Annotated in this window: 26 protein-coding genes; 12 read left to right on the top strand and 14 right to left on the bottom strand. The window is 55.4% G+C overall.

All coding sequences use genetic code 11. The features are described 5' to 3' along the window. Nucleotides 1-197: 197 nt before the first annotated feature. Entirely contained in the window at nt 198-836 is a 639-nt protein-coding gene (locus NWAT_RS12935) for a DsbA family protein (protein ID WP_013221496.1), read from the top strand. A 52-nt stretch (nt 837-888) separates the two neighbouring features. Here the strand turns inward: NWAT_RS12935 and NWAT_RS12930 are convergent, their stop codons facing one another. Continuing rightward, nucleotides 889-1,764, bottom strand: coding sequence for an SDR family oxidoreductase (locus NWAT_RS12930; protein ID WP_041350757.1), 876 nt, complete (start codon nt 1,762-1,764; stop codon nt 889-891). Nucleotides 1,765-2,063: 299 nt separating this feature from the next. Between NWAT_RS12930 and NWAT_RS12925 the strand changes: the two genes are divergently transcribed. Then, a complete protein-coding gene (locus tag NWAT_RS12925; RefSeq protein WP_013221494.1) occupies nt 2,064-2,294 on the top strand; it encodes a ChaB family protein in 231 nt (76 codons plus the stop codon). Nucleotides 2,295-2,445: 151 nt separating this feature from the next. Here NWAT_RS12925 and NWAT_RS12920 read toward each other — a convergent pair whose 3' ends face one another. Further along, nucleotides 2,446-2,829, bottom strand: coding sequence for a YidH family protein (locus NWAT_RS12920; protein ID WP_013221492.1), 384 nt, complete (start codon nt 2,827-2,829; stop codon nt 2,446-2,448). Between the two features lie 276 nt (nt 2,830-3,105). On the opposite strand from NWAT_RS12920, the gene NWAT_RS12915 reads away from it, so the two are divergent. Then, complete coding sequence (locus NWAT_RS12915) at nt 3,106-4,020, top strand: formate/nitrite transporter family protein (protein ID WP_013221491.1); 915 nt, start codon at nt 3,106-3,108, stop codon at nt 4,018-4,020. An 88-nt stretch (nt 4,021-4,108) separates the two neighbouring features. Here the strand turns inward: NWAT_RS12915 and NWAT_RS12910 are convergent, their stop codons facing one another. Next, the gene (locus NWAT_RS12910; protein ID WP_013221490.1) at nt 4,109-4,486 is read right to left on the bottom strand and encodes a sensory rhodopsin transducer; all 378 of its coding nucleotides are present in this window, start codon (nt 4,484-4,486) and stop codon (nt 4,109-4,111) included. Between the two features lie 348 nt (nt 4,487-4,834). Between NWAT_RS12910 and NWAT_RS12905 the strand changes: the two genes are divergently transcribed. From NWAT_RS12905 to NWAT_RS12890, 4 genes are read left to right on the top strand one after another with little or no spacing between them, the layout of a single operon-like run. After that, nucleotides 4,835-5,803: a hypothetical protein gene (locus tag NWAT_RS12905; protein WP_013221488.1), complete on the top strand. Its 969-nt coding sequence runs from the start codon at nt 4,835-4,837 to the stop codon at nt 5,801-5,803. Beyond that, nucleotides 5,796-6,437, top strand: a complete 642-nt coding sequence (locus tag NWAT_RS12900; protein ID WP_013221487.1) for a gluconate 2-dehydrogenase subunit 3 family protein — start codon at nt 5,796-5,798, stop codon at nt 6,435-6,437. Before NWAT_RS12905 ends, NWAT_RS12900 begins: the two co-directional genes overlap by 8 nt. Beyond that, complete coding sequence (locus NWAT_RS12895) at nt 6,421-8,073, top strand: GMC family oxidoreductase (RefSeq protein WP_232420135.1); 1,653 nt, start codon at nt 6,421-6,423, stop codon at nt 8,071-8,073. The genes NWAT_RS12900 and NWAT_RS12895 overlap by 17 nt, the downstream gene beginning before the upstream one ends. After that, on the top strand, nt 8,073-9,401 hold the full coding sequence (locus tag NWAT_RS12890) for a DUF2254 domain-containing protein (RefSeq protein WP_013221485.1): 1,329 nt from the start codon (nt 8,073-8,075) through the stop codon (nt 9,399-9,401). Before NWAT_RS12895 ends, NWAT_RS12890 begins: the two co-directional genes overlap by 1 nt. Here NWAT_RS12890 and NWAT_RS12885 read toward each other — a convergent pair. From NWAT_RS12885 to NWAT_RS12845, 9 genes are all read right to left on the bottom strand, one after another. Next, entirely contained in the window at nt 9,392-10,321 is a 930-nt protein-coding gene (locus NWAT_RS12885; protein ID WP_013221484.1) for a VOC family protein, read from the bottom strand. The genes NWAT_RS12890 and NWAT_RS12885 overlap by 10 nt on opposite strands. Beyond that, entirely contained in the window at nt 10,318-11,235 is a 918-nt protein-coding gene (locus NWAT_RS12880; protein ID WP_013221483.1) for an SMP-30/gluconolactonase/LRE family protein, read from the bottom strand. The genes NWAT_RS12885 and NWAT_RS12880 overlap by 4 nt, the downstream gene beginning before the upstream one ends. Nucleotides 11,236-11,244: 9 nt before the next feature. Further along, nucleotides 11,245-11,697, bottom strand: a complete 453-nt coding sequence (locus NWAT_RS12875; RefSeq protein WP_013221482.1) for a cupin domain-containing protein — start codon at nt 11,695-11,697, stop codon at nt 11,245-11,247. Then, nucleotides 11,687-12,223 carry a DoxX family protein gene (locus tag NWAT_RS12870; protein WP_013221481.1) on the bottom strand — a complete coding sequence of 179 codons (537 nt, stop codon included), beginning with the start codon at nt 12,221-12,223 and terminating at the stop codon, nt 11,687-11,689. The genes NWAT_RS12875 and NWAT_RS12870 overlap by 11 nt, the downstream gene beginning before the upstream one ends. Continuing rightward, nucleotides 12,220-13,845 (bottom strand): FAD-dependent oxidoreductase, encoded by a 1,626-nt coding sequence (locus NWAT_RS12865; protein ID WP_013221480.1) that lies wholly within the window; start codon nt 13,843-13,845, stop codon nt 12,220-12,222. Before NWAT_RS12865 ends, NWAT_RS12870 begins: the two co-directional genes overlap by 4 nt. Before the next feature lie 31 nt (nt 13,846-13,876). Further along, nucleotides 13,877-14,980 carry an enolase C-terminal domain-like protein gene (locus NWAT_RS12860; RefSeq protein ID WP_013221479.1) on the bottom strand — a complete coding sequence of 368 codons (1,104 nt, stop codon included), beginning with the start codon at nt 14,978-14,980 and terminating at the stop codon, nt 13,877-13,879. A 6-nt stretch (nt 14,981-14,986) separates the two neighbouring features. After that, nucleotides 14,987-16,789, bottom strand: a complete 1,803-nt coding sequence (locus NWAT_RS12855; RefSeq protein WP_013221478.1) for a thiamine pyrophosphate-requiring protein — start codon at nt 16,787-16,789, stop codon at nt 14,987-14,989. Between the two features lie 89 nt (nt 16,790-16,878). Beyond that, nucleotides 16,879-17,868 carry an SDR family oxidoreductase gene (locus tag NWAT_RS12850; protein ID WP_013221477.1) on the bottom strand — a complete coding sequence of 330 codons (990 nt, stop codon included), beginning with the start codon at nt 17,866-17,868 and terminating at the stop codon, nt 16,879-16,881. Nucleotides 17,869-17,975: 107 nt separating this feature from the next. Beyond that, nucleotides 17,976-18,752, bottom strand: a complete 777-nt coding sequence (locus NWAT_RS12845) for a PRC-barrel domain-containing protein (RefSeq protein WP_013221476.1) — start codon at nt 18,750-18,752, stop codon at nt 17,976-17,978. A 232-nt stretch (nt 18,753-18,984) separates the two neighbouring features. Between NWAT_RS12845 and NWAT_RS12840 the strand changes: the two genes are divergently transcribed. From NWAT_RS12840 to NWAT_RS12820, 5 genes are read left to right on the top strand one after another with little or no spacing between them, the layout of a single operon-like run. Continuing rightward, a complete protein-coding gene (locus NWAT_RS12840; RefSeq protein WP_013221475.1) occupies nt 18,985-19,302 on the top strand; it encodes an NADH-quinone oxidoreductase subunit A in 318 nt (105 codons plus the stop codon). Next, entirely contained in the window at nt 19,302-20,225 is a 924-nt protein-coding gene (locus NWAT_RS12835; protein WP_232420134.1) for a complex I subunit 1/NuoH family protein, read from the top strand. The genes NWAT_RS12840 and NWAT_RS12835 overlap by 1 nt, the downstream gene beginning before the upstream one ends. After that, nucleotides 20,226-21,011: an NADH-quinone oxidoreductase subunit J family protein gene (locus NWAT_RS12830; RefSeq protein WP_013221473.1), complete on the top strand. Its 786-nt coding sequence runs from the start codon at nt 20,226-20,228 to the stop codon at nt 21,009-21,011. Nucleotides 21,012-21,059: 48 nt separating this feature from the next. Next, nucleotides 21,060-21,374: an NADH-quinone oxidoreductase subunit NuoK gene (nuoK, locus tag NWAT_RS12825; protein WP_013221472.1), complete on the top strand. Its 315-nt coding sequence runs from the start codon at nt 21,060-21,062 to the stop codon at nt 21,372-21,374. Continuing rightward, the gene (locus NWAT_RS12820) at nt 21,371-23,329 is read left to right on the top strand and encodes an NADH-quinone oxidoreductase subunit 5 family protein (RefSeq protein WP_013221471.1); all 1,959 of its coding nucleotides are present in this window, start codon (nt 21,371-21,373) and stop codon (nt 23,327-23,329) included. The genes nuoK and NWAT_RS12820 overlap by 4 nt, the downstream gene beginning before the upstream one ends. Nucleotides 23,330-23,377: 48 nt before the next feature. Here NWAT_RS12820 and NWAT_RS12815 read toward each other — a convergent pair whose 3' ends face one another. Then, nucleotides 23,378-24,496 carry an RNA-guided endonuclease InsQ/TnpB family protein gene (locus NWAT_RS12815; protein ID WP_013221470.1) on the bottom strand — a complete coding sequence of 373 codons (1,119 nt, stop codon included), beginning with the start codon at nt 24,494-24,496 and terminating at the stop codon, nt 23,378-23,380. Then, entirely contained in the window at nt 24,497-24,892 is a 396-nt protein-coding gene (gene tnpA, locus NWAT_RS12810; RefSeq protein WP_013221469.1) for an IS200/IS605 family transposase, read from the bottom strand. Nucleotides 24,893-24,922: the final 30 nt, after the last annotated feature.

Genomic DNA, 24,922 nt, shown 5'->3' with positions numbered 1-24,922 from the left:
CTTATGTTGATAAACAAAATACTGGATGGAGAAAACTTGCAAGCGTGAATATCATCGTTAGCGATAACATGGCGCGGTTGGTGGAAACCGTGGAAGAAGTTTTTGAACTGAGTATTCCCCTTATATTTATAATTGCGGCTATGGCGCGTTTCCGAGCTACTTGATAAGAGAGTGCTACTTTATTTAAGTTTTTACCGATGCCAACGATTCTTTATTATGTCCACGATCCCATGTGCAGTTGGTGTTGGGCCTTTCGTTCGGTTTGGCAAGAAATACGCGAGTCTCTTCCTGAAAGTATTCCTATCCAATATGTATTGGGGGGGCTAGCGCCCGATACGAATAAGCCCATGCCTTTTGAACTGCAACAGAAAATTCAAGGAATTTGGAGAACGATAAAAGAACAGGTGCCGGGAACTGAGTTTAATTTTGATTTCTGGGCTCAATGCCAACCACGCCGTTCTACTTATCCAGCTTGCCGTGCGGTGATTGCCGCGACAAAGCAGGAAGCCTCCTTTGGGGAAACCATGATCCTGCTAATACAGCAAGCCTACTATCTTCAAGCGCGTAACCCTTCTGATGATAGTACGCTTATGGAATTGGCCATGGAGCTAGGGTTGGATCAACAATGCTTTATAGCCGATTTAAATTCAGCGGCAACCCAGGAAGAGTTATTTCGGCAAATACAATTCGCGCGGCAAACTGGCGCCCAGGGATTTCCTAGTTTAATTTTCCACCAGGCGGAAAGGTATCATCCTATCCACTTCAGTTATCAGGATGCCTCCATAGCCTTAATACAAATTAAGGAACTATTGGATGTGCGGCAAGCTGGAGGTTAAGGTAACCCGCGGCCTTGCAAAAATTATTGTGCGTTCTTAAAAAGAGATTCAATCATCCCGCCCGCGTACTACCGCCTAGCAGGGTTAATATCTCGCCAGTGACATAACTGGAATCCGCTGTTGACGCAAAATAAACATAAGCAGGGGCGATTTCCTCGGGTTGAGCGGGTCGCTGATAGGGAGTTTGAGCGCCAAATTGGCTGACTTCCTCGGCGGGCCTATCTGCTGGGTTGAGTGGTGTCCAGACCGGACCTGGAGATACGCAGTTGACACGAATACCGGCCTCTACCAGATTTTGGGCTAGGGATTTGGTGAATGCATGGATAGCGCCTTTGGTAGAAGAATAATCTAGCAGTGCGCCGTTGCCCTCAAGGCCAGTAATTGACCCCGTATTAATAATCGCGCTTCCTGATTTCAAATGAGGTATCGCCGCCTTCACCATATAAAAATAGCCATAAATATTGGTTTTGAAGGAGTGATCCCACTGCTGTTCCGTAAGCTCATCTAGTTTCTTCTGGTGCTGCTGATAGGCGGCATTATTCACTAAAATATTTAGCTGGCCGAATTCCTGGATAGTTTGCTCCACGGCGCTTCGGCAGAAGGCCCTGTCACTCACATCACCACAGACTAATAATGCTTTTTGTCCTTCGGCTTCAACGGCCCGTTGGGTTTCTTGGGCATCGGTATTTTCCTCGGCAAGATGGATGATGGCGACGTTTGCACCTTCCCGGGCAAACAGGACGGCGACCGCCCGTCCAATGCCCGAATCGCCCCCCGTAATTAAGGCCACTTGCCCTTGTAATTTATTCGCACCTTTATATAAGGGAGCTGAATAATGGGGCTGGGGCTGTAATTCGGATTCTTGCCCAGGTTTTTCTTGATGCTGCTCTGGAAAAGGAGGTTTTGGCTCCTGATTGTTATTTGCCATCTTGGTCATTCTTTAGAAGTTGGGGGGATAGTTATGAAATCTGCAGTTCAGCCTTCATTCTGGTAAAAGTATTAAACGGTTAGTATAGATTCAGAAAGAGTATTTGCAAGTAGAAGGTAATTTTATTTTGGGGTTAGGAGGTTTCATTGTTGTTTGATTAAGGATAATAAAAAATATTTGTTGTCTGAGAAAAAAAATCACTTTGCGGGGGTGAAAATTCTTCCTAATAGACTATTATTTGTGAGATAAATGGGACGCTATCAATCACGTTTATACGCTATCAGAAAGGAGGAGATATCGTGCCTTATAAAAGCTTAGGGGAGTTGCCTGATTCGGTTAAGGATAATCTACCTAAACATGGGCAGGAAATTTATAAAGAAGCCTACAATAGTGCTTGGGAGCAGTACGCCGATCCGGTTAAGCGTCGGGGTGACCAATCCCGGGAAGAAGTCTCCCATAAAGTAGCCTGGACGGCGATAAAGAATGAGTATAAGAAAAAAGATGATCGCTGGGTGCGAAAAAACAAATAATTTGATGGTTATCTACCTTCACTAGGAATTCCATGCATACCCCAATACCCCACAGTTCCGGGGAAGCTTTTATCATAGCACTTATCCTTTTCTTAAAAGCGAATGAAATGTTAATAGTGAATAGCGAGTGGTTATTTCTGCATTAATCCAATTAAGGAGGGTTAATGAGTCCTGCAAGGAGCAAAATTAATATGAGTAACCCAGCAATAAAGAGAGAAAAGGTAATAAGCGCAACCGACCAAATAGGTAGTCGAGGGAGCCTCTCTCGCTTTAAATTACGGAAAGTCCTGTAATAGCCCCAGAAACTGAAGATATGAATAGCCATGCCAATCACAATTAGGATGATGCCGGCGGCATAAACCGCCCACTTCGGCTCGGCTTCCGCCAGCAGTTTAATGTCTGCAAAGCCTAGGGCTATCGCCGCGATCCCCGTACGCATCCAGGCGCTAAAGGTTCGCTGTTCGGCGAGTAAGTTACGGTGGAAAGCCAACTCGGTGCGGTCAAGCGCTAATTGTTCTTTACTCTTTTCCTGCATATGAAGCCGTTATCAATAAATTAAATCAATCCTTAATCAAAGCCTAGCTTACTATTTAACGGGTTGTCTAGATTTTTGAGTCGGGAAAGGTGGAGGTGACAATTCAAAAAAATTTCCGGCTGCGATTATTGCTGGCATCCTAGCTTGGATACTTTTCGCTTTACTTACTATTATTAAGTATGGAAGGTAGTGTTAGCTTTTCCGTTGTCTTGTAACAAGAGTTCACAGCGTTGAAATGTATATTTGAAAAAAGCTTTTTATAAAAGCACATTTTCCATGAAATCGGATAGCTCGGATTTTCCAAGAGAAACGCAGAAGTCTTATCGTGAAATTTTGCTTGGTGAAATTCTGCAAGGCGAAGGAGAACTAAAGCGATCCACGGGGGGACTGCTTTTGTCCGGGTTCTCCGCGGGCCTTGATATTGGTTTCAGCGTTTTTCTCATGGCCGTGATGTTCACGCTGGTGCAAAACCAGCTTCCGTCTGCAATTGTGGAGATCCTAGTAGCCAACCTGTATGCGGTCGGTTTTATTTTTGTGGTCATTGGCCGCTCGGAACTGTTTACCGAGCACACTACCCTTGCTGTGTTTCCCGTGCTCGCTAAGCAGGCAAAAGTAACCGCCCTGGTACGGTTATGGGGCTTGGTTTATTTTTCAAATCTTGTGGGCGCGACCATATTCGCCCTGCTTGCTACGTTGGTGGGACTCGGTTTGGAGGTAGCTTCACCGGAAGCGTATGGACACCTGGCTCAGCGGCTGACGAACCACAGCGGGGCGGTGCTCTTGCTGGGGGGAATCTTGGCGGGTTGGTTGATGGGATTACTTTCCTGGCTGGTAAAAGCAGCGACTGAAACTATCAGCCAGATTTTTATCGTATGGCTAGTGACATCCGCCATTGGTTTAGGACACTTGCCCCATTGCATCGTGGGAACGGTGGAGATTTTGGCAGGGCTTTTTGCCGCCCAAGGAATAACGGTTGGGGATTTTGGACGCTTTCTATGGTGGACTACCCTGGGCAATGCCGTAGGTGGGGTGCTTTTCGTGGCCATTATCAAATTTAGTCATGCCGTGCAGTCGGCCAAAGTAGCAGAAGAGACCGAAGTAGAAGAAACCGCGAGGGAACTAGGTTTAGAAAAGAGTGAAACAGGGAACGCCCACGCTGAAAAAATATTTTCTAATGAGCACCCTGATTAAGGAGCATCATCTCCCATAGCTAAGCGATGAAGTTTTGTCTTTACTAACTTGTTGCACATGCCGCCGACTCTATAGCTTCCACTGGCCCTTATTCACTAGCATAAGCCATAGTTGATAACAACGCTAATTCTGCTTGGCGTGAATCCAGCCGGGTGTGCTGCACCACAATCGGCACATTGGATTGAATGATACTGGCGTAATCCGTATCTTTTGGGATAGGCTCTGGGTCATGTAGCTCATTAAAGCGGACATGACGGGCCCGTCGGGCGGGGATGGTCAATTGGTAAGGGCCAATGGGTTCCCTATCGCTAAAGTAAACGGTGATGGTGATTTGGGCTGCTTGGTCGGTAGCGTTAAGAATGCAGGCGGTTTCGTGGCTGGTCATTTGGGGCGCTGGCCCGGTGCTGCTGGAGGGGATGTAGCCTTCGGCAATCGCCCAGCATGTTTTTCCGATGCGCGTGCTCATAATTGCCTCCTGTGGTAAGGATACTTAATACTTAGAATCAGGACTTTTTTCTGTCTGTTCATTATTTTCGCTCCGGATAAGTGCCGCTTGTTCCTTGCTGTCCTTCATGCGGTGCGGCGCGATCAGTAGCTTGCACAATTTGCACCTGGCAAGCATCACCATGGGTCATAATCAAGGTATCCTTTCAGGACGGGGAGAAGGCGCTGCCTCCATCCAGGTCACGTCTATTCCGCGACTGCACAACTCACTTACGGTGCCCGCCGCACAGCCTCATTCTGCTAGTCCTAGCAGTATGGTTTGGTATCAACTAGTATTTATCAACACTAGTTACAGACAAGGAAAGAATCAATGCTTACCGACCAGCAACTAGGAACCGGCGTCCTTGTTACCCTTGCGCTTGGACTTGGAGGCGCGGCGCTGCTGCGGCATCAAAAGGTTGCCGCCAGGACGAAAAGGCGCCCCTATTTGGATCACACACTTTCCCCCGTCGACCCGCCACCAACCGTCAGAGCGGCGCGGCGTCTAAACCGCGCCGCGGGATTGATCGCAACGTCCACATTGCTGGACAGCGCGATTGAGCATTACCGCGGCTCGTTTCAAAACAAAGCGATGTATACGCCGCTGATCGTCTCGGCATTGACTCTGGCGGTCAGTGCCCATGGCACCGCTGATAGTCGTCCCGCGGTGCATAAAACCCGCGACGCTATCTACCTAGCGGCGGCGCTGACGGGTTTCATTGGCACCGGCTTTCACATCTACAACGTCAGCAAGCGGCCGGGTGGCTTCTCCTGGCAGAATCTGTTTTACGGTTCACCGCTCGGCGCACCTGCCGCCGTCGCTCTCTCGGGGTTGCTGGGCTATTACTCCGAACGCTTGCGCGAGAACGAGTCCGGCAAACCGGTCCGGGTTTTTGGTTTACGAGCTGGCCGCGCGCTGGCCGCGCTCTCCAGCGCTGGCATGGCGGCCACCGCCGCCGAAGCAGGATTACTGCACTTTCGCGGCGCCTTTCACGATCCGTTCATGTACGCGCCAGTGACGGCGCCTCCGCTGGCGGCGGCGCTGCTGGCCGAAACCGCGGGCAGTCACCCGAAACCGCCACGCCGCCTCACCCGCTGGTGGCTGCGTCTGACCGCGCTGATGGGTTTCGCCGGCGCGGGCTTTCATATCTACGGCGTGTCCCGCAACATGGGTGGTTGGCGTAACTGGCGCCAAAATGTGCTTAATGGCCCACCCATACCGGCGCCGCCCAGTTTCACCGGTCTTGCCTTTGCTGGCCTTGCCGCCCTCAGTTTATTGGAGGAACATGACGATGCCTGACCTTTACCCCGGCTACGACGTGCTCGCCAAGCGCGACACGCCCTCCTGGAACGAGCCAACCCGCCGCGTGATTGCCGCGCGGCTCGCCACGGCGGACGAGCCGCGTTTTTTCAATGCTGCGGAATGGCAAACGCTGACCGCGCTCTGCGACCGCATCGTGCCGCAGCCGAAAAACCGTGCGCCCGTTCCGATTGCGGCCCTGGTGGACCGCAAAATGGCCAACGACGAACGCGACGGCTATCGTCAGGTCGGGATGCCGAAAATGCAGGAAGCGTGGCAACGGGGGCTCGCCGCGTTGGATACGGCCGCGGTGACGAAACACCACCAACGCTTCCACCAGCTCGTCGCCGCAGAGCAGGATCTGCTGCTACAGGCGATGCAGGCGGGCAAGCTTGACGGCCCAGCATGGGGCGGCATGTCGGCGGCTACGTTTTTCTCCACCCGCGTCGCCCACGATATCCTTTCTGCTTATTATTCCCATCCAACCTCCTGGAACGAAATCGGTTTCGGTGGCCCTGCGAGCCCCCGGGGCTATGTGCGGATGTACTACAATCGCCGTGATCCGTGGGAAGCGGTGGAAGCCAAACCCGGCGAAGAAACCAAGGCGCGCGAGGCCAATGAACATGTCGGATGACGCCCTACGCACGCCGCGCGGCAAGAATGGGCGCGCTCCTGATCCCCTACGGCTCGGTGGCTGGGTGCCAATGCGGCAATTCGGCGAGAATGAGGAAGTCGATTTCGTCATCGTCGGCACCGGCGCCGGTGGCGGCACATTGGCGGCCAAGCTGGCCGAAGCGGGTTTTTCGGTTATTGGTTTCGACGCCGGCGCATGGTGGCGTCCGCTCGAGGAATTCGCCTCCGACGAAACCCATCAAGGCAAACTCTACTGGACCGACGAGCGCCTTTGCGACGGCGATAATCCACTGATGCTGGGCAGCAATAATAGCGGCAAGGCAGTTGGCGGCTCAACGGTGCATTTTGCAATGGTATCGCTGCGCATGGGTCCTGAGCGGCTCAAATCGCGTACCTTGCTCGGCTATGGCGCTGACTGGCCGCTCGATTGGCGCGAGTTGTGGCACTATTACGCCGAAGTCGAACAGGCGTTGAAAATCGCCGGACCGGTGACCTATCCCTGGGGTCCGCCGCGGCCGCGTTATCCCTACCGCGCCCACGAGATTAATGCCGCTGGCTGGGTGCTAGCGAAGAGTTGCGAGGCCATGGGTATTCCCTGGTCGGAAACACCCCTTGCCACGGTGTCCGCGCCGCGCGGCCTCTCCCATCCGTGCGCCTATCGGGGCTTCTGCGTGACGGGCTGCTCCACCAATGCCAAACAGAGCGCACTGATCACCTGGATTCCCCGCGCCGTAAAGGCGGGCGCGGAGATCCGGGATCTAGCCATGGTCGGTCGCATCGAAACTAATGACGCCGGACGCGCCACCGGTGTGCATTATTATCGCGAAGGCGCCTGGCGCTTCCAGCGCGCGCGCAATGTCGTGGTCGCGGGTTATGCGATTGAAACTCCCAGGCTGTTGCTGAATTCGGCAAGCACACGTCATCCCGATGGCTTAGCGAATAGCTCTGGGCTGGTGGGCAAGTATCTCATGGCGCAGACCAACCAAGGCGTCTTTGGCGTAATGGAAGATGAGATTCGCTGGTACAAGGGACCGCCCTCTCTGACGCTGACGGAGCATTGGAACTACACCGATGAGGGCAAGGATTTCTTCGGCGGTTACGCCTACATGGCCCAAGGTCCGCTGCCACAAGCCTGGGCCAGGTCGCAGGCTAGCAATCACGGCCTGTGGGGCGAGGCGTTGCTCGCCGAGATGGAAAAATATAACCACCAGGCGGGGCTTAAAATCGTTGGCGAAGTGTTGCCCCAGGAGCGCAACCGCGTCACCCTTGCCGATGAAAAGGACCAGTACGGATTACCCATCGCCCGGGTCACCTACTCGCTTTGCGAAAACGATCAGGCGTTGGTGAGACATGCGATCGATTTTATGTCCCAAAGCCTCGCTGCAATCGACGCTCGCGACATCTGGGCCGAGAGCGACGATACCTGCCATCTGGGCGGCACCGCGCGCATGGGCGATGAGCCGAGCACCAGCGTCGTCGACGCTGACTGCCGCTCGTGGGACATTCCCAATTTGTGGGTCTGCGACGGCTCGGTGTTTCCCACTGTCGGTGGCGTCAATCCATCGCTGACAATTCAGGCCATTGCCTGCCGCACCGCCGATCGAATCCAGGCGATGGCGGCGCAAGGCATGCTTTGATGAGTAAACTGACTTACCTATGGGAAGTCCTACGCGAGAGCTTGTGGTTTATCCCAACGTGTATTGTCATCGGCGCGATCATACTTGCGCTGGGGCTCATTGAGCTAGAGTCGGCGGTAGAACGCAAGCAGCTAGCAGAGCATTGGCCCAGGGTGTTCTTCGGGGCCGACGCGGAGGGCTCGCGCACGCTGCTTTCCGCTATCGCCAGTTCGATGATTACGGTCGCGGGCGTTACCTTTTCGATCACGGTCGTCGCGCTAGCCCTGGCCTCGAATCAGTATACATCGCGCATCTTACGGAATTTCATGCGGGATCGGGCCAACCAAACAGTCCTCGGTGTCTTTGTGGGGGTCTTTGTTTATTGCCTGTTAGTGCTACGGGCGATTCGCGGTGGCGACGAAGGAATATTTGTTCCGGCGCTAGCGGTATTCGGCGCCCTGGTACTGACCTTAGTAGCCATTGGTTTTTTCATCTTCTTCATCCACCATATTGCCGCCTCCATTCAAGCTACGAGTATTATTGAATCAGCGGCCAAAGAGACTCTCCAGGCTATTGACCGCTTGTTCCCCGAGGAGATAGGCAAGGCCATCGTCGAGCGCGTAGATGCGGACTTGACGATCCAGGCGTGGGTAACTATTCCAGCGCAGCAATCTGGCTATATTCAAGGGATCGACACTGAGGCCCTGCTTGATATCGCCTGCGCCCAGGACATCCTGGTGCGAATGGAAAAGAAAGTCGGCGACTTTGTCATCGAGGCCTCCCCGCTGGTATCCGTGGCGGGCAAGCCGCCAGATGATGAGTTCATTGGAGAACTGGAGGCGGTCTACAACATAAACGGGAAACGGACGGTGGAGCAGGACGTGGCCTACGGTATCCGGCAGATTGTGGACGTGGCGCTCAAAGCGCTGTCACCTGCTATCAACGATACCACTACCGCTATTATTTGCGTTGACTTCCTAGGGGTGATCCTCGCGCGCCTTATTGGCCGCCATATTGAAAAAACCTATCGCTCTGATAGCGGGCGGCTGCGTCTTATTGCTCGCGGACCCACTTTCTCTCAGCTACTAGCCGAAGCCTGTGATCAAATCCGCCAGAATGCCGAAGGCAATGTTGCCGTCCTCACCCGGCTTCTTCAGCATCTGGAAACCCTTACCAAGCTAACGGCGGACACACAACGACATCAGGTGCTCCGTCAACAAGCTGCTGTTGTTATTGAAACCGCTGAGCGCAGCGTCCCCATGGCCTATGATCGCATGCCCATTCAAGCTATCAGAGACCGCATCTTTTTTTCACAACCAGTCGATGAGGGTGGGCAAAATCATTCATAAAGCATTAGCATATGGCCGGTTGGATCCCGCAGCAATGCCGCGCGATGCCCATCGCGCAAGGTGACAATCCCCGGAGAAATAAATTCAATGCCTTCGCCTTCGATGGCCTGCGCCAGGGACGGCAGGTCGTCCACTTCTAGGATCAATCGGTCAGCTAGGAGATCATGGGCTTTTACCCCTGCGGGAATGGGATGTCCGGCGGGACGTTCATAGCCGAGCAATTCGAGATGTGGTGGCCCCGCCTGTTCCGGCTGAAGCGCTACCACTTCCACGCGCACCCCAGGCGCATTATCAAGGTGCGCCTGCTCCGGGCCAGAATTGAGCGAGCGCGCAGCCACTTGAAAGCCCAGCAAGCACGTGTAGAAATCAATGGATTCTGTGATGTCGGCAACGGTTATGGCCGAATGGTCAATGCCAAGGAACACATCGTGCCCACCGCGCTTTTGCTGCCAGCGGGCATCGCTGCCGCCGGAAGGGAAATGGAGTAATTCTAGTGGATGGCCGACGGGATCACGGAATTTTAAGGCTGTTACCGACCCTGCGTTGGGCGGAAGCTGTTGCGGGCCTCCGGTGGTAATCGTTGTGAAGAAATGACGGCAAAGATTTGCGTAGGCTGCCTCCATATCGGCAACGACAATTGCGAGGTGCTGAAACCAGTGATCGCTCGCGCGGCTTTGCGATGGATAAGCGCGGCCTAGCGGATCAAAGGCCACCAGTTCTAGGGTTTGTTCGCCCAACTGCAAAATGGCCGATCGTCCGCCTGTGCCGGGAAGACCCATCAACTCGCTCCAGGCGGGATCATCCATCGGCCTCTCGCTAACCAGGGAAAAGCCTAGGGCGTCCCTATAAAAGCTCATGGCGCGGACCAGATCGAGGGCATTGCGGCTAACACGAAGTAGCCGCTGCACGCGGCCCCTCATGGCCGCGCCGCGCCACGCCGGTTTACATACTGTGCAAACAAGGTCTGAGAGCCACAGATGAAAAGTCGACTACGATTACGCCCACCGAAAGCCAGGTTGGAGACGACGAAGGGTACCTTGAGCTTGCCCAATAAGTCGCCGGACGGGCTAATACAGTGCACCCCGTCGGCGGCGCTTGTCCAGATATTGCCTTCCTCGTCGCAGCGGAAGCCATCGGCCATGCCCGGATTGACCTGATGGAATAGGCGCGGGTTTTGCAAACGCGCGCCATCGTCGGCGACATCGAACACGCGGATAGACTGCTCTGGATCGTCTGCGAATGGTGGCCCGCTCTCAGCTACATAAAGCAAACTTTCATCGGGCGAAAAGCAGAGTCCATTGGGGCCAAGGAAATCATCGGCGACTACCGTGAGCGCGCCATCGCGGGGATCGAAGCGGTACAAGCTCGGCGGTAGTTCCGACTCCTGCTTGCCGCCTTCGTAATCCCGAGTGATGCCAAAGGTCGGATCGCTAAACCAGATCGTGCCGTCGGACTTGACCACGATGTCATTGGGCGAGTTCAGACGCTTACCCTGGTAGCAGTCCGCAAGCACGGTTATGCGGCCATCGAGTTCGGTGCGCTTGATGCAACGATCCTGGTGTGAGCAGCCAACCAGCCGTCCTTCGCAATCGCGCGTGTGGCCATTGGCGAAGTTCGAGGGTTCGCGAAAGATCGACACACCGCCGGATTCAGTCCAGCGCAGGATGCGGTCGTTGGGAATGTCGCTCACCAGCAGGCACTGATGATCGGCAAACCATACTGGGCCTTCCAGCCAGCGGAAACCTTCTCCCAGCTTCTCTAGCGGCGCGTTGGGCAGCACCATGGATCTGAAACGCGGGTCTAGGACCTCAATGTTTGCCATACCGGTGTTCATGGAAGCCCCTTAGTGAATGTGGCAAGGTTTGCGTACCGGCGGCTCGTGTAGGCGCACGGTCATCAGTACCGCCGGTTCGTCGCCGATCGTGCCAGAGCGATGACCCTTGTGACCCTGGTCGTTGGCAACACAGTTCTGGTCTTCGCCGAATGATAATTCGCCGGCGCCCATTTCCACCCGTGTGCCGTCCATTGATTCGACGAACCAGCGGCCCGAGAGTGGCAGAATCCATTGCGGGGCGGGATTCTCGTGCCACTCGCCAACCCAGTTTTCTGGCAGTACCACAAACACGATAGTCGCCTCGCCGCGTGCTTGCTGGTTGTTCCACTGCGCCGCGGCGTCGCCAACGCTGCTTAGCTCGAAGTCCTTCAGCGCGCACTGATTCTGATGGCTCACGCCCTCCTCATCAGTCCAGATGTGCCAGTAGGGCACTGTGGGTTTATCATCCTGCTTATTGTTCATTGACGGATACCTTTTCATTTGATGGGTCGAATGCTTGGCTAGGTGCTGGCGGAGCGGCTGACGCGCTCCGTGAATAAACCGGGGCCGAGGATAGCGGCTGCGAAGCTACCTTGTCGGCGGGAGCCAGCGTGGCGCCGCAGGCGATGAGCAACAGGCCGCCGACCAGCCCAAAGTTCTTAAGAAAATCCCAGAAATGGCTACGGGCCTTGCTCTCGCCCCTGATCCAGAAATCCGGGTAGTTCCAGAAATTGTGATAAAGGAGCGCGCTGACGACGCAAAAGCCCGCAAGTACGAAGGCGGCGAGCTGATCATGCCAGCGGAGTACGATGCAAAAGGGCGCCGCCAACTCCACGATGATGGCGGCAACCAACAGCCACGGCGCGCTCGCGTTAGGCAGAAAGCTCGATTTCGCTTGCTTCAGCGCCCCCTGCCAATCGAAGATTTTGTCGAGCGCGCTAAAGGGGAACAGGATCACCAGGCAGATGCGAATCAGGAGAGGAACAAGGTCAACAGACAGCCAGGTCATAAGCTTCCCCTCGCGTCCGCCTGGGCTCCGCTAGTAACCGGGACGGACGCGCTCAGGCGCTCCTTGATGCGGTCGGCAATGCGCAGCCCATTGGCAATGATGGTAAGGGTCGGGTTAACCGCGCCGATGGAGGGGAAAAAGCTCGCATCCGCGATGTACAGATTATCCAGCTCGTGCGCCTTGCAATCGAGGTCCAGCACCGAGGTTGCCGGATCGGTGCCGAAGCGCGCGGTGCCAGCCTGGTGGGCAGTACCGCCGATAGGAATTTTCTTGCCGAAGTAGAGCCTGCGCTCCATCAGCAGATGCGGGCGTGTGTCCGCCTTGCTCAGCAAATGTTTGAGCTTGCGCTTTAGCCGGTGATGCGCCTCCATGTTGTTCTCGGTCAGATCGAGTACCACCCGCTCGCCATCGTAGCGGATGCGGTTCTCCGGCTGCGGTAAATCTTCGCTGGATAACCAGAAATCCATCGCGTGTTTTGCCATTGCTTCGAACGGCATCTTCGGTAGCCACTGCAACCACTGCGGCAGCGCCTCGCCGCGAATCTGGTCGGGATGTGATTTGGCCATCATCTGGATCAGGCCGAGTGGATAATTCCAATCGTCGGCGCTGAAATAGAAATCGCTCACGGCGAGTGTCTTCTGGAACACGGTGTCGTTTGTCCTGGGAGCGAGCGCCATCAGCACCGATTGGTTGTGGCGCATGTAGTTGCGGCCGACCTGATCGGAGCCGTTGGCAAGCCCGTTCGGGTGCTTATCGCTGGCCGAGCGCAGGAGCAGCAGCGCGGAGGAAAGTGCGCCGCAGGCTACTACTACGATGTCGGCTGAATAGTCTTCTTCTTCGCCATTGCGCTTGACGCGGACCGCGCTAACGCGCCGGCCCGAGGCATCAGTGTCGAGTTTCGAGACATAGGCATGGGTGAGGAGCGTGACGTTATCGTGGGCCGCAAGCATAGGATCGATGCACATCACCTGGGCGTCGGCTTTACCATTCAGAGGCGAGGGATAGCCATCGAAGTAAGGCGTGCGGATGCAGGGGCTGGTCGGCAGCGTCACGCCGTCGCGTTCGTCCAGCAAAATGCCAAGCGGCAGATGAAAAGGCCGCAACCCCTGCCGGCGGAAATTTCTGCCGAGTTCCTCGATGCGCGCCTCGTGTGCAACGGCTGGATAGGGGTAAGGACCGTTCGCCGGCGGCTCGGTTGGATCCTCGCCCCGCTCGCCATGCACGTGGTAGAGCCGCTCGGCCTCGGCATAATAGGGCTCGAATACATCATATTTCAGTGGCCACTCGGGCGAGACGCCGTCAGCGTGGCGAACTTCCTGGAAGTCGCGCTCGCGCAGCCGGAACAGCGCCGCGCCGTAGACCTTTGAATTACCGCCAACATAGTAGTGCAACCCAGGATGAAAGGCCTCGCCGTTCCCGCCGTACCAAGTTTCCCGCGCCTGGTAAAGGCCCTCAACGAATATCTTGCGCGTGTTCCAATTGTCGATTGAGCGCGGCAGGTAGCCGCCCCGCTCAATCAAAAGAATACGCTTGCCAGTGGGTGCGAGACGCTGGGCTAGAGAAGCGCCTCCGGGACCACTGCCGATGACAATCAGATCATAATGGTTAATCACTGCTTCCATCGTTACCCTCTAAATTAAAAGCTTAGGCTTATTACATTGCATATTGGGCGGCATCTGCCTGCCGCAACTCTAGACCCAGCCCAGGACGGGAAGTATCTGGCTTAAGGGCCCCATTTACAGGTTTGAGCACACCATCGAAGAATATCGCCTCAATGCGAGCATGATCGTGGAAATACTCCAGGGGGCGGATATGGGGGAGCGCGCAGACAGCATGGGCATGGAGGGACGGCGCCGTATGGGCGGACAGAGGAATGCCATAACCTTGACAAAGAGCGCTGGCTGCCATAAAGCCGGTGATACCCCCACAGCGGGTAGCGTCTGCTTGCAGCACGTCCACCGCGCCCGCCGCCAACATATGGCGGAAGTAATATTGATCATAGCCGTATTCCCCGGCGGCGATGTCCATCCCAGCTGGACCCCGATCCCGGAGCAGGCGAAGGCCCTCCAAATCATCCGATGAGACCGGCTCCTCAAACCACGTTACCCGGTGTTGGGCAAAGGCTTCGGCCAGGGCGAGCGCCTGTTTGCGCCCATAGGCGCCGTTGCCGTCCACAAACAGCGCCACCTCCTCGCCAATGGCCTCGCGGGCGAGCCGCACCCGCTCCGGGTCCTGATGGGGCTGGCTGCCCACCTTCATTTTGACTGCCTGCATCCCCTCGCTTACCCAGCCGCTTAGCTGTTTTTGAAGCTGCTCGGAAGAGTAACTGGTAAAACCGCCGCTGCCATAAATAGGAGCTTCCGCCCGCGCCGCGCCTAGCAGGGCAACCAGAGGCAAATCAAGAAGCCGGGCTTTCAGATCCCACAGGGCGGTATCCACGGCGGCAATGGCCATGGAGCAGATGCCGGGCCGGCCTAGGTTACGGATGGCTTTTACCATGGCTTGCCAGCTGCTGGTAATGGCCATGGCGTTTTGGCCAACCACCATTTCTGTAAGCTTGCCGGCAATCAAAGTCGCCACGGCTTTATTGCCATAGGTATAGCCCAGGCTCTGCTTGCCACCTCCCGTGGCGGTGACCAAAACCAGAGTCGTGGCGTCCCAGCTCAGGGTTCCATCCGCCTCGGGAAAATCGGTAGGAATTTGGTAAGCCGAAACTTCCAATTTTTCGACAGGAACCTCAATGCTGCGGGCGGCCATCGCTCCTTACCCCCTCTTTTCCTGATCGCTGGGAAACCAGCTTTCCTTAATTTCCTTAATGGATTGCTTGATAATATTGATGGCTTCTGGATCCTGGTGCAGCAGGGCGGAGACGTAGGCTTTGGCTTGTTCCAGTTTGATATGGGGCGGCAGGGGTGGCACGTTCCCATCCGTATACGCCTCTAGCACCACTGGCCGGTCAGCGGCTAGGGCTTCCTCCCAAGCGGGACCGATATCTTCTGGCTGGTCTACGCGGATGCCTTTAAATCCTAATAATTCGGCATAGCGGGCATAGGGAAAATCGGGCAAGCTCTGAGAACCTTCGAATTTGGGATCGCCCGCCATTACTCGCTGCTCCCAGGTAACTTGGTTGAGATCCCGATTATTGAGTACCAGGACAATGAGGCGTGGATCTTGCCATTGTTGCCAATATTTAGCGGCGGTGACTAGTTCACTGTTACCGTTCATTTGCATGGCCCCGTCGCCAACGGTGGCGATTACTACCCGATCGGGAAAGGCGAATTTGGCGGCAATGGCATAGGGAACGCCGGGCCCCATGGTCGCCAAGCCCCCCGAGAGAGAACCCATCATGCCCCGGCGGATCTTGATATCCCGGGCATACCAGTTGGCGGCGGAACCGGAGTCGCTGCTGATGATGCAGTTCTCCGGCAGCCGGGAAGACAGCTCCCAGAAAACCCGCTGCGGATTAATGGGATCGGCATCGTGCATGGCGCGGCTTTCGAGCACTTGCCACCATTGGGCGACCTCCCTTTCAATTTTCTCCCGCCAAGCCCGGTTCGTTTTTTGTTTAAGAAGGGGAATTAATGCTCGCAGAGTTTCTGCGCTGTCGCCTACCAGATTGACTTCCATGGGGTAACGCAAGCTTAGCATGCGCCCATCCAGGTCAATCTGTACACCCCGGGCTTGACCTTCTTCTGGCAGAAACTCAGAGTAGGGAAAAGCAGAGCCAATCATAAAAAAGGTGTCGCAGCCATCCATTAGCTCCCAGCTTGGCTTAGTCCCCAAAAGGCCAATAGAGCCAGTCACAAAAGGGAGTTCATCGGGCAGCGCGGCCTTGCCCAGCAAGGCTTTCGCAACCCCCGCCCCGAGCAGTTCAGCGACCTGGATAACCTCATCGGTGGCTCCCAAAGCGCCGGCGCCTACCAGGATAGCTACCTTGCTGCCTTTGTTGAGCACTTCGGCGGCCCGCTGCAGATCTTCCTGCCGGGGAATCACCTGGGGAATTGTATAGCCAACGCCGGAATGAACAGTGCCGTGGGCCCGGGGCGGTTTCTCAACCGCTTCCAGCTCCTGCACGTCATTGGGAAAGATAAGGCAGGTGACGGTGCGTTCGGCCTTGGCGATGCGGACCGCGCGATCAATTAAATGACGCGCCTGGATGGGAGAGGCGCACATATGCACGTATTCATGGGCCACATCCTTGAACAAGGAGATGAGATCCACTTCCTGTTGGTAATGCCCTCCTAGAGCGGCGCGGGATTGTTGACCGACAATGGCCACCACCGGTTGGTGATCCAGTTTGGCGTCATACAGGCCATTCAATAGATGGATGGCGCCGGGCCCTGAAGTGGCCAGGCAAACGCCCACCTCGCTGGTGAATTTAGCATGGGCGCAGGCCATAAAAGCCGCCATTTCCTCATGGCGGGTTTGAATAAACTCCATCCGATCTTGAATCCGGCCGAGGGCGCCGATAATTCCATTGATGCCATCACCAGGGTAACCATAAATTCGCCGGATACCCCACTCGCCTAATCGCTGTAGGAGAAAATCGCTGACTAATTGGCTCATGCTGCTCAACCTCCTGTGCTGAGGATTGTTGGTAATATCACCTGAACGGGTCTCACCTAGATGCCTGCAAAACCGGCGGGCGCTTGCCCTTATAAAAAAATTAGAACCCATAGCGCTAACATCAACCCTACCGCCAGGGCAAGCCGACGACGGGGGTGGGTGGTTACCCAAAGAGCAATGCTGCCGCGATGGGCTATCTTGTCAAAGCTGCCATGGGCGCCGAAATCACCTGCAACCGGATTCCACAGATTATGAGGGCGGTTGGGATCTTCGGGTTCTTCCCGCTGCTGGGATTGATAGCCCGTGCGGGCTAAATAATGATCTAGCAGGCCCGGCGCAATCTTATTAATGGCCACGATTAAAATCGTCGGTAGCCCCACTTTAAGTTCACGGTGGGGATGTTTGACGGCCCACAAGATGGCCCGGGCTGCAACCTCCGGTTGATAAACCGGCGGCACCGGTTGAGCCTTGCGGGGCAGCCTCGATTTAACCCAGTCAAACTGGGGCGTGTTGAGCGCGGGCATTTGCACCATGGTCACGCGGACCTGGGATTTTTCATAGAGCAGTTCGCACCGCAGGGAGTCGGTAAAGCCCCGAATGGCGTGCTTGGCGGCGCAATAGGATGATTGCAAGGGAATGGCCCGATAAGCCAATGCCGAACCCACCTGAATAATCACCCCTCGATTGCGGGATAACATACGTTTAAGGGCAGCCAAGGTTCCATTGACGCAGCCTAAATAAGTCACCTCGGTGACCCGCCGAAATTCCTCGGGAGTCATTGTCTTGACCGGCGAGAACACGCTAGTCATGGCATCGTTAACCCAGACATCAATGGGGCCAAAGGTTTTTTCAACGGCGGCCGCCGCAGCTTCTACTTGGTCCGCATCGGCCACATCCGTTGGCAGGATCAAAGCTTTTCCACCCTGGGATTCGACTTCCCGGCGCACGCCTTCCAGCCCTTCACGCCCTCGCGCCAGTAATCCAATGGAGGCGCCGTTTCTCGCGAACGCCTGGGCGGTTGCTCGGCCCACGCCTGCGGAGGCGCCCGTGATCACAACGACTTTAGGGGAAAAAGACATTTTTTATCGCCTAGACGTTGGTGGTTACTATTAAGCTTAGGAAAGACTTAACAAGCCACGCATGGACGGATGATTAACAACCCGTCCATGCTTATATTTTTTATCACTTATTCATTGGGCGAGGGGATGGTCAATTTCGTCCCTACCAGCAAATCCTTGGGATCTTTAATTTTGTCCTTGTTGGCGTTATAAATCAGGCGCCACTTACTGGCATCGCCGTAAGCATGGTGGGCAATGTCGGCAAGGGTATCGCCCTCTTGGACAGTGACTGTTCTGTTAGCTCCGTTTCCGTTGCCGCCCTGCTGGGATTGTGATCCTTTGCTGGTTGAGTCTTGGTCCGTAGAGGAGCTATCCGAGGATTGTTGCTGCCCTTGCAAGGAGCTGGTATCAGTCACTTGGGCGTTGGCGGGCCAATTATCCTTATTGAAGGAAGGCGCATTCTCTAACTCTTCTGGCGTGGCATCCAGGACTAAGGAATACTTCTTTCCATCGGAAGAAAACTGAATCAGATCCCAGGAAATAGCAGTTTTTTTTCCGCCCACGCCAAGGGTTTCGCCATGAGTTAAAACCGCATATTTTACTTGACCTGATTTATCAATAACCAGATCGCTAATTTCTCCTAATTTTTTATCTTGTTTATTTTTAACCGTTGTGCCAATCACGCCCGTGGCTTTGTAAATATTTGAATAAGAGCCCGTCACCCGGAATCCTTGATTGGATTCCTGGCTCTGATTAGAAGGTGGTTGGCCCTCGTCTGCGCCGGGTTGCTGCGACTGTTCATCTGCTAATAAGGCGGTGCTTAAAAGCAACGTTGACAGGATAGCGAGGAAGGAGAAAATTTTGTTTTTACCAGGTAATGAAATAAGGGAAATGAATTTGTTCATAATGATATTTTCCTCTTGTTCTAACAAAAAGTAGGCGATTACTAACTTAAGCCTATTTCGGGTTAAGGAATTTTCTATACGGGAAAACCCTTAGATATAGCGATTAAAAACGATGCGTCGCAAAGGCCCCGGCTTTTAATACCGAACGCACCAAAAATTAAAAGTAGATTTATTGTGATTGCCTGTCTTTAATTCTTAAATACGCCGCTCCTTAACGCGATCAAATATAAAAATGATTTTGCAAACTTACACCATTGTCGCGCTTATTGGACTGTCCGCCCTGGGAGTGTCGCTGCTGGCCGCCGCCTTCTGGCGTCCTCCCAGCGAATCGTTGTCAGCGCCCGATTCCTGGAAAAAATATCGTTTCGGTTTTACAACTTATGCGCTTATTTTTGTGGCCTTCGATATGGAGATGATTTTTATGTATCCCTGGGCGGTGGTATTCGCGGAGATTGGACTAAAAGCTTTTCTCGATATGCTGGTCTTTATCGCATTGCTGAGCGGCGGTATTGCCTATGCCTGGGGAATGGGTGGATTGAAATGGGAGTGATGATGAGCGTTCTGGCACCGTTGCTCGCCCTTTTGGCGGGGGCGTGGCTTACCGCCTGGCTGGAGCCTAACTGGCTTGGCGCTGGTAGCGAGCGGGGACCGGCAAGTCCGGTAAAAATTGCTGCCGATGTGCGGTTAACTCAATCCGATCCCTGGCTCTATTATGCCGGACCGGTCATTGCGTTTATGGGCGTGAGCTGGGCCATGGTCTGCATTCCCTTTAGCCCTTCCCTAGTAGGCAATGATGTCAATATCGGGCTTTTTTATTTCATTGTAGTGGTGGACTTTGTGGTGCTCGGCATCGCGCTGGGGGGATGGGGCGCCAATACGCCCGCTAGCGTGGAAGCCTGTTACCGGACTATCGCCCAATTGATTGCCTATGTAATCCCGCTCGGGTTGGCGATTATCGGGCCGATTATGATGGCCCGCTCCTTATCGACGGTGAATATTGTTGAGGCGCAGGCCAACGCTCAACTCTGGTACCTCATTCCCCAGCCCCTTGGTTTTGCCCTTTATGTGGCCACCGGCTTGATACAAACGTATCGGGCGCCTTTTCTGGAGCCTTTCGCCGAGCTCCTCAACCGGGGCGTGCTCGGGGTGTTTGGCGGCTGGAAAGGTTTGCTCTGGCGGCTGGCCCTGTCGGGGGTGCTGTTTGTGGTCGCCGCCATGGGGGCGGTTATTTTTCTGGGGGGCTATAGCGGCCCGCTTTTGCCGGGGCCGGTTTGGATGGTCATCAAGACCGTGGGGCTCATGGCCCTTATGGTTTGGTTGGGCCGTCAGGCGCGGCTGCTAAGCACGGCTGAGATACTCATGCTGTCATGGAAAATTCTTATCCCGGTGGGCTTGCTTAATGTGCTCATCGTGGGCGGATTAATCCTGCTAGGCGTCGGTCAAGAACCCTTTTCTCCAGGCGCAGACTACTAAATGGAAGTGAGTCCGGTTCTGCAATGGATTACGTTTGGGATCTTTGCTTTTATCAGCATCGCCGGAGCCTTGGGCATGGCCACCACCATGAGCATGTTTCGCAGCGGTATTTTTCTGATGGCCTCTTTCATAGGGGTGGCGGGCTTATTTATTTTGCTGCTTGCTGACTTGCTAGCCCTATTGCAAATCATGATGTACATCGGCGGTATGTTGGTGATGATTTTGTTCATGCTGCTGTTCAGCGGCGATCCCGGCGGCGCGATGATGAGCACTCACATGCGGCTTCGGGGCCCCGAGTGGTTCTTTAGCCTGGGCTTGGCCCGCTCCCCTCAATCCAAAGCGGATGGAAATAAGGATGATTCTTCCCCCGATAAGGGCAACCACGAGGAAGAAGGGGAGAAGGAAGGAAACCACGGCAATGATGATATGTCCATGTTTACCCCCGTTAAGCGCGCGGCCGCCCTGCTGTCCGTGGGCATCGGCGCTTTACTGATTGCGCTTTTACTATGGCGACCCCACTGGGCGGTAGTCAGGCAAATGCCGGACCAAGACTCGCCCCGGCGGATTGGTCACTTGCTCATGGATAAATACATGCTTGCCTTTGAAGGGGCGGGTTTATTAATTCTGCTGGGTATTTTTGGCGCTGTTATGCTGCAACGCCCTGGCAAGCATCCTGACCCGACCCAGAGGGAGGACCTCCAGGCTGCGGTAGACGCGCCTCCTGCTCCCATTAAAACTGATTCTCCCTTTGAGACGGCCGAACCCGACCAGGAGACGGAAAAATAAAATTTTTGTTGCGCTTATCCGTATGTATATGGGAGAAAAGATGACCCCATGATTGCGATTCCCTTAACTGCTTTTTTACTGGTAGCGGCGGTGCTGTTCGCCATTGGACTCTATGCCATCATCGCCCAGCGTACCGCGGTGATGGTGCTCATGGGAATTGAACTATTGCTGAATGCCACAGGATTAAATCTGGTGGCGTTTTGGCGTTTCACCGCTCCCCAGGATTACTCCGGCCAAATTTTCGTGATTATCATTGTGACCATTGGCGCCATTGAAATGGCCATCGGCTTGGCCATCATGATGTTGCTCTATCGCCGCCATCAAACCGTACAAGTGGATAAATATAAAGCGCTGAAAGGATGACGGCATTGTTGCTGCTAGCGCCCTTTGCTCCCCTATTCATGGCGGCGCTGATTGCCCTTGGCGGGCGCTGGCTGCCAGACCGGGGGGGCGGACTTGCGCTCGGGGGGATTTTTATCGCCGCCTTGGCGATGCTGCCCTTGTCCGGCACCGACACTGAGATGACACTGACCTGGTTCACGGTAGGCCGCTTTGCGCTGACGCTAAGCCTGGCGGCCGATAGCCTGGGCTGGTGGATGGCTACGCTAGTCGCCTGGATTGCGCTGCCCGTGGCCGTTTATTCCGTGTCCTACATGGCTGATGAAGGGGGCCGCCAACGATTTTTCGCCTGGCTGAGCTTTTTTGTAGGGATGATGCTGCTCCTGGTGCTGAGCCAGTCGTTGCTACTGCTATTTATCGCTTGGGAAGGGGTAGGGCTGGCCTCGTTTGCTTTAATTGGCCAGCGCCATGGCCAGACCAAGGCCCGGCAAGCGGCCATTAAGGCGCTGCTCATGACCCGGCTCGCGGATATGGGCCTGCTGCTCGGCTGGCTTTGGGTCCTGACAATCACCGGCACGACCCAATTGCCGCTTTTTTTTGCGCAGGTGGAAAATGGCGTTTTTACCACCGGGACGCTCAATGGGCTGGCCCTGCTGTTTTTCCTTGCAGCTATGGGAAAAAGCGCCCAATTGCCCTTGACCGCTTGGCTTCCGGAAGCGATGGCGGGGCCAACGCCGGTATCGGCCCTGATTCACTCAGCCACCATGGCCGCCGCGGGAGTATTTCTGGTGCTGCGGCTGTTTCCCTTGTTTGAACATACGCCCTTGGCCTTAGCAGTGGTGTTGGGGGTTGGCGCCTTCACCGCTTTGATCGCCGCCTTGGTGGCTACCGCCCAATACGATCTAAAGCGCCTTCTTGCTTGGTCCACCGTTTCCCAACTGGGGGAGATGATGCTCGCGCTAGGGCTGGGGGGGCCGCTGGCGGCGGCTTTTCATTTGACCGTCCACGCTACTTTTAAATCAGCGCTTTTTCTTAGCGCCGGCGCGCTGGAGCGGGCCACGGGCACCCGGGATCTGCGCCGGCTTGGCGGGCTGGGAAAGCGCTTGCCGTGGACGGCGGGCGCCTTCCTTGCCTCTGCCCTCGCGCTGGCGGGTTTTCCGCTGTTGTCGGGCTATTGGAGCGGGGAGCATCTATTAAGGCAGGCCATCTCCGTCCATGCCGCCTGGGGAATCATCATGCTGGTGTTGACTTTACTGGCTGGAATCTATATAGGCCGGGCTACCATGGCTACTTTTGGGGTTACGCCGCGGACGGCCACGCCGGCAAACTCGCGCGAATCCGTAGCGCTGGTTGGGCCTGCCCTGGGTTTGGCCCTGGCTGCCGCCGGGCTCGGGGCGCTGATTAAAACTCCCATCGAGGCCATGCTGCCTTTTGCGGCTAGTAGTGCGGCCTTAAGTGGTGCCTGGTCCCAGGGCGCTGTTCTGGCAAGCCTCATCGGCTTAGGACTAGGCGCGGGGCGGGTTTACCAGCGGGGGCCGGCGCCCGCCCTTGGCCGCTGGCCTAGCAGACTGGCTGTTATCATTTATGGCCTGGTCGCTGTGACAGCCCGCACTGCCATAGCAGGGGCGGTGACACTGGCTAGGTTGGAACGGCATGTTGATAGGTCAGGGCGGTTTTTTGCTACCGGGGCGTTGTTGCTAGCCAAGGGCGTTCTGCTTTACGAAAGCTTTTTCAATGGGGCTGCCCGCGCTAGCAGGGACACAGCTATGGCGGCTGGCGAGGCAGCGGCACGCTTTGAGTCAGCAATATGGGGTGCGGGTCATGACCGCTTGGCGGGCTTTTTTCAATGGGGTGGGCAGAAGCTGCGCTCCTCCCAGAGCGGCAAGCTTTATCTTTATACTTTGAGCGTGTTCGCTTTCATCTTTCTGATAGGCGTCGGGATTGTCGCGGTTGGGCTATTGCTGGCGGGGAATGACTAAGTGATGCACCGTCAGCTAAAGCAGACGGCTTCTTGTGGCACGCACGCGCTATTGCGCCACGTTAAGCTGCACAGGCTCCATCCGAGCCGGGCCACGGGCCAGGATATTACTGGCGGCGTTGACATCTCTTTGCAGGATCAGGCCGCACTCCAGGCACTGGTGCATGCGCACGGACAGCGCTTTGCGCACCATTGCGCCGCACCCGGAACACGCTTGCGACGTGCCCTGCGGAGGAACTTCAACCAACACCGACCCGGCGCTTTTAGCCTTGGCGCGGAGTATGTTCAGAAACTGGCGCCAGCCAGCATCCGAAATCGACCGACTCAACCGGCGATTTCTGACTATGTTTCTCACGGTCAGGCTTTCCGCCGCGATGAAGGCGTATCGACTCACCAAATCGCGGGCCACTTTGTGGTGGTCCCGCCTTTTGTTGGCTACGTGCGCATGTACAGCACGCAATCTGGCAACCGCTTTGCGTCGGTTCCGGCTGCCTTTTTTCTTGCGCGAAACAGCACGCCCAGCAACCCGCAACTGGCGCAACGCTTCTTTTTGATAACGCGGGTTATCAACGTGTTCGCCTTGATCGGTGGACAGGAAGTATTCCAATCCGACATCAATGCCGACAGCCGTCTCACTGGCTCGCGGCGGTGGCGCAGCGCCAACATCGCAACTGGCAACGACGAACCATTTCCCGGCTTCATTCTTGAGCTGCACGGTTTTGACCGTACCCTCTACAGGGCGATGCTGGCGCACCTTAACCACACCAAGGTGCTGAAGGCGCAGCTTGCCATTGAGCAACCATGCGCCGTCGCCGTGCGCTGGGTATGTCCAGCTATCGAAGCGGCCCCGGGCCTTGAAGCGCGGATAACCGGGCTTTCCACCGGCCTTAATGCGCCGGAAGAACGCTTGGAAGGCTTTATCCAGGCGTCTCATCGTGGCCTGGGCAGAGGAGAAATTAAGCAGAGCGTACCAATCGTTAGCGCCGCGAGCGGATTTAAACCAAGCCGATTGCTGCGTGTACTTCACGCTTTCTTGGGCGGTCTCAAAGCGCTCTTTTCGTTGAGCCAGGCATTCGTTATACAAACGTCGATGCGTTTCGAGCATGATTTCAAGCTCGCGCGCTTGATGGGCGTTTGGATAAAGACGGTATTTAAACGCCTTGATCATCTACTTGCCGACCTGGTTCTCAATATAACGGCGCACGGTCGCCTCGGACACGCGGCCTACCGTGCCCGCGTAGTAACTGCGGCTCCACAGGGTCGGCAAGCGGCTGCGCAAAACCGGAAATTCGGAACGCAAGACGCGGCTGCTTCGCCCTTTAAAACGATTAACTATCTCGGCAACGCACCAGCGTGGATCAGACTCAACGAACAGATGCACCTGATCTGGCATGATCTCCATCGCATGCACGGTCATTTCAAACTCACTTGCGACTTCTCGAATCAACTGGCCCAGCCGCTTGGCGACGCCATCAACCAATACACTGCGACGGTATTTGGGGCACCAAACCAGGTGATATTTGAGCGCAAACACTGCGCCGGCATTTTTGGCGTAACGAGTCATGCCGGTAATTATACATCCGGCAGACATATA

It is taken from the genome of Nitrosococcus watsonii C-113, from assembly GCF_000143085.1.
Classification (GTDB): domain Bacteria; phylum Pseudomonadota; class Gammaproteobacteria; order Nitrosococcales; family Nitrosococcaceae; genus Nitrosococcus; species Nitrosococcus watsonii.
Note: the sequence above shows the minus strand (reverse complement) of the source record. Positions and strands in the feature narration are given on the sequence as shown.

Coding starts and splice junctions, on each gene's coding strand:
- NWAT_RS12935 (WP_013221496.1), top strand. CDS start 198: ATGCCAACGATTCTTTATTATGTCCACGATCCCATGTGCAGTTGGTGT.
- NWAT_RS12890 (WP_013221485.1), top strand. CDS start 8,073: ATGAGTAAACTGACTTACCTATGGGAAGTCCTACGCGAGAGCTTGTGG.
- NWAT_RS12880 (WP_013221483.1), bottom strand. CDS start 11,235: ATGAACACCGGTATGGCAAACATTGAGGTCCTAGACCCGCGTTTCAGA.
- NWAT_RS12870 (WP_013221481.1), bottom strand. CDS start 12,223: ATGACCTGGCTGTCTGTTGACCTTGTTCCTCTCCTGATTCGCATCTGC.
- NWAT_RS12875 (WP_013221482.1), bottom strand. CDS start 11,697: ATGAACAATAAGCAGGATGATAAACCCACAGTGCCCTACTGGCACATC.
- NWAT_RS12835 (WP_232420134.1), top strand. CDS start 19,302: ATGATGAGCGTTCTGGCACCGTTGCTCGCCCTTTTGGCGGGGGCGTGG.
- NWAT_RS12815 (WP_013221470.1), bottom strand. CDS start 24,496: ATGATCAAGGCGTTTAAATACCGTCTTTATCCAAACGCCCATCAAGCG.
- NWAT_RS12855 (WP_013221478.1), bottom strand. CDS start 16,789: ATGAGCCAATTAGTCAGCGATTTTCTCCTACAGCGATTAGGCGAGTGG.
- NWAT_RS12900 (WP_013221487.1), top strand. CDS start 5,796: ATGCCTGACCTTTACCCCGGCTACGACGTGCTCGCCAAGCGCGACACG.
- NWAT_RS12865 (WP_013221480.1), bottom strand. CDS start 13,845: ATGGAAGCAGTGATTAACCATTATGATCTGATTGTCATCGGCAGTGGT.
- nuoK (WP_013221472.1), top strand. CDS start 21,060: ATGATTGCGATTCCCTTAACTGCTTTTTTACTGGTAGCGGCGGTGCTG.
- NWAT_RS12860 (WP_013221479.1), bottom strand. CDS start 14,980: ATGGCCGCCCGCAGCATTGAGGTTCCTGTCGAAAAATTGGAAGTTTCG.
- NWAT_RS12920 (WP_013221492.1), bottom strand. CDS start 2,829: ATGCAGGAAAAGAGTAAAGAACAATTAGCGCTTGACCGCACCGAGTTG.
- NWAT_RS12850 (WP_013221477.1), bottom strand. CDS start 17,868: ATGTCTTTTTCCCCTAAAGTCGTTGTGATCACGGGCGCCTCCGCAGGC.
- NWAT_RS12930 (WP_041350757.1), bottom strand. CDS start 1,764: ATGGCAAATAACAATCAGGAGCCAAAACCTCCTTTTCCAGAGCAGCAT.
- NWAT_RS12830 (WP_013221473.1), top strand. CDS start 20,226: ATGGAAGTGAGTCCGGTTCTGCAATGGATTACGTTTGGGATCTTTGCT.
- NWAT_RS12910 (WP_013221490.1), bottom strand. CDS start 4,486: ATGAGCACGCGCATCGGAAAAACATGCTGGGCGATTGCCGAAGGCTAC.
- NWAT_RS12895 (WP_232420135.1), top strand. CDS start 6,421: ATGAACATGTCGGATGACGCCCTACGCACGCCGCGCGGCAAGAATGGG.
- NWAT_RS12885 (WP_013221484.1), bottom strand. CDS start 10,321: ATGAGGGGCCGCGTGCAGCGGCTACTTCGTGTTAGCCGCAATGCCCTC.
- NWAT_RS12905 (WP_013221488.1), top strand. CDS start 4,835: ATGCTTACCGACCAGCAACTAGGAACCGGCGTCCTTGTTACCCTTGCG.
- NWAT_RS12915 (WP_013221491.1), top strand. CDS start 3,106: ATGAAATCGGATAGCTCGGATTTTCCAAGAGAAACGCAGAAGTCTTAT.
- NWAT_RS12840 (WP_013221475.1), top strand. CDS start 18,985: ATGATTTTGCAAACTTACACCATTGTCGCGCTTATTGGACTGTCCGCC.
- NWAT_RS12820 (WP_013221471.1), top strand. CDS start 21,371: ATGACGGCATTGTTGCTGCTAGCGCCCTTTGCTCCCCTATTCATGGCG.
- tnpA (WP_013221469.1), bottom strand. CDS start 24,892: ATGACTCGTTACGCCAAAAATGCCGGCGCAGTGTTTGCGCTCAAATAT.
- NWAT_RS12845 (WP_013221476.1), bottom strand. CDS start 18,752: ATGAACAAATTCATTTCCCTTATTTCATTACCTGGTAAAAACAAAATT.